At 75.9% G+C, this 2,799-nt stretch carries 4 protein-coding genes; 2 read left to right on the top strand and 2 right to left on the bottom strand.

Annotation, left to right across the window (positions count from 1 at the left end):
• On the bottom strand, window positions 1–486 hold a 486-nt coding region (locus ABZ641_RS31910; RefSeq protein ID WP_359987464.1), incomplete at its 3' end, for a PucR family transcriptional regulator ligand-binding domain-containing protein.
• Between the two features lie 192 nt (window positions 487–678).
• On the opposite strand from ABZ641_RS31910, the gene ABZ641_RS31905 reads away from it, so the two are divergent.
• Together ABZ641_RS31905 and ABZ641_RS31900 are read left to right on the top strand one after the other, a co-directional pair.
• Window positions 679–1,104 carry a nucleoside deaminase gene (locus ABZ641_RS31905; RefSeq protein ID WP_344623728.1) on the top strand — a complete coding sequence of 142 codons (426 nt, stop codon included), beginning with the start codon at window positions 679–681 and terminating at the stop codon, window positions 1,102–1,104.
• Complete coding sequence (locus ABZ641_RS31900) at window positions 1,101–2,093, top strand: 2-oxoglutarate and iron-dependent oxygenase domain-containing protein (RefSeq protein ID WP_359987462.1); 993 nt, start codon at window positions 1,101–1,103, stop codon at window positions 2,091–2,093. The genes ABZ641_RS31905 and ABZ641_RS31900 overlap by 4 nt, the downstream gene beginning before the upstream one ends.
• Before the next feature lie 87 nt (window positions 2,094–2,180).
• Here ABZ641_RS31900 and ABZ641_RS31895 read toward each other — a convergent pair.
• On the bottom strand, window positions 2,181–2,799 hold a 619-nt coding region (locus ABZ641_RS31895; protein ID WP_359987459.1), incomplete at its 5' end, for a hypothetical protein.

The raw sequence follows: 2,799 nt of genomic DNA, 5'->3' as shown, positions 1-2,799 counted from the left end.
GATCAGCGCCCGCGCCCCGGAGGCGTCCGGGGAGGGCCGCGGGCCGGGGGCCGCCCGGCCGGTCGCGGGCCGGGGACCGGTCGCCGGACGGGGACCTATCGCGCAGTTCACCGCCTCGGCGACCCGGGCGAACGGCACCACCCGGCGCAGTGCCACCAGCGGCAGCCCCAGCCGCTCCGCCTCGGCCGTGACGCCGGCCGGCATCCGCGGCAGCGCCCGGCCGACCTCGGCGAACAGCGCCGCCGCGCCGCGCCCGGCCAGCTCACGGACCCAGGCGCGCTGCCGCTGCGGGGTGGCCCGGGCCAGTCCGTGGCCGTCGGTGAGCAGGAGTTCGCCGCCGGACAGCACGGCGCAGCCCTCGGGGACCCCACCGGTGTGCACCCGGCGAACGGGCCGGTCCAGCCCGCCCCGGCCGGCGAGCAGCAGCGGGGCGGCCGGCCCGAGGACGTCGAGGGCGAGGACCTCGCGGACGGTGAGTGCGGGCACGGCGGCCTCCCGGCTGGTGGACGTGACGGGTGGGACGGACGGGTGCAACTCGCGGCAGATGGGCGGGCGGCACGTGCCGCCGGGCGGGGAATCGGACCCGGCAACGCGTCGGACCGGGCGCCAGGGAGGGTACGCACCCTTCGTTGCCACGGTGTTTCGGATCGGGAGGTGGAGCCGGTGGATGTGCAGAAGATGCTCGCGGTCGCGGTCGAGGAGGCCCGCGCCGGGCTGGCGGAGGGCGGGATCCCGATCGGGGCCGCGCTCTTCGACGAGCACGGCGAACTGCTCGGACGCGGTCGCAACCGCCGCGTCCAGGACGGAGATCCGTCGATGCACGCGGAGACGGCGGCGTTCCGGGCGGCCGGCCGGATGCGCGGCTACCGCCGCACCACGATGGTCACCACCCTGTCGCCCTGCTGGTACTGCTCCGGCCTGGTCCGGCAGTTCGGCATCGGCCGGGTCGTCGTCGGCGAGGCCCGGACGTTCAGCGGCGGCCACGACTGGCTGGCCGAACACGGGGTGCTGGTCACGGTCCTGGAGGACCCCGAGTGCATCCGGCTGATGACCGACTTCGTGGCCGCCCGCCCGGAGCTGTGGTTCGAGGACATCGGCGAGTGAGCCGGGAAGGAGCGGACGGCACGGCAGAGGCACGGATCCCCACCGTCGACCTCCGGGCCTGGACGGACGGCACGGCGGACGAGCGCGCCGCGATCGCCCGCAGCGTCGACGAGGCGCTCGGCCGCGCGGGATTCCTGCTGCTCACCGGGCACGGTGCGACCGAACGGGAGCGGGCCGAGGTCCGGGCGGCGGCCCGCGGGTTCTTCGCCCTGCCGGAGGCGGTGAAGCAGCGCTACGCCGTCGCGGTCGGCGGCCGCGGCTGGCTCGGCCCCGGCGCCGAGGCGAACGGCTACGCCGAGGGCACCGAGACCCCGCCCGACCTCAAGGAGTCCTGGACGGTCGGCGCCGACCGGCCCACCGGCGACAAGGAGGTGGACGACTACTGGTTCCGGCCGAACGTCTGGCCGACCGCCGAGGCACCGCGCCTGCAGACCCTGGTGGAGACGTACATGGCGAGGATGCGGACCGTCGCCGACGAGACGCTGCGGCTGCTCGCGGCGGCCCTCGGACAGCCCAGGGACTTCTTCACCCGGCACACCGGCGCCCCCACCTACACCTGCAACATCAACTGGTACCCCTCGGCCGGCGCGCTCGGCGAACCACTGCCCGGCCAGTACCGGATCGGCCCGCACACCGACTTCGGCACGGTCACCCTGCTCGACCGCCAGCAGGGCCGCGGCGGGCTCCAGATCTGGACGGAGGAACAGGGCTGGGCCGACGCCCCCTGGGACCCGGCCGCGCTCACCGTCAACATCGGCGACCTGATGGCCCGCTGGACGGGCGACCGCTGGCGGTCCGGACGCCACCGCGTCCTGCCGCCCTCCCCCGAGGCCCCCGACGAGGAGCTCATGTCCCTGGTCTACTTCTACGAGTGCGACCCGCACACCCGCGTCAGCCCGCTGCCCGCGCCGATCGGACGGGTGGCGCACCCATCGGTCGACTCCACGGCCTACCTGCGGGCCAAACTGGACGCCATCACCGTCGGCTGACCGCACCGGCACCCGGCCCGGACACGGCCGTGCCCGCCGCCCCCGGTCGGGGAGTCGGCGGGCACGGACCCGGCACGGTCGGTCCGGTCAGGCACGGACCTCGGAGACGGCGGCGCCCAGCGCCTCCTTGATGCGGGGGCCGAGGCGGGTGAAGCCCAGCTCCTTCATCGCGGCGCGGAGCAGCTCGTCGTCCGAACGCTCGGTGCCGTCACCGTCCAGCCAGCCCACCAGCGCCACCAGCTCGGCCGGGGTGTAGGCGGTCACCGCCTTGCCCGGGGTGATCTCCGGCTTCTCCGGCCGACCACCGGCAGCCGCCTCGACGACCGGCTCGGCAGCAGGCTCCTCGACGACGACCTCGGGCTCGACCTCGGCCACCGGCTCCTCGACCGGAACCTCGGCCTCGGCGACGGCCTCCGCCTCGACGGCCGGCTCGACGTCGGCGACGGCCTCGACGGTCTCCTCGGCCTCGGCGACCAGCTCGGCCTCGACCACGGGCTCGGGCTCAGCCTCGACCACGGGCTCGACCTCTGCGACGGCCGGCTCCTCCACGACGGGCTCGGGCTCGACCTCGGCCACCGGCTCGACCTCGACCGGAACCTCGACCTCGGCGACCGGCTCGGCCTCGGCGACCGGCTCGGGCTCAGCCTCGACCACGGGCTCGACCTCTGCGACGGCCGGCTCCTCCACGACGGCCGGCTCCTCCACG

The organism is Kitasatospora sp. NPDC007106, assembly GCF_040634455.1.
Lineage (GTDB): Bacteria > Actinomycetota > Actinomycetes > Streptomycetales > Streptomycetaceae > Kitasatospora > Kitasatospora arboriphila.
This window is presented reverse-complemented; position numbering and strand designations above follow the sequence as displayed.

Coding starts and splice junctions, on each gene's coding strand:
- ABZ641_RS31905 (WP_344623728.1), top strand. CDS start 679: ATGCTCGCGGTCGCGGTCGAGGAGGCCCGCGCCGGGCTGGCGGAGGGC.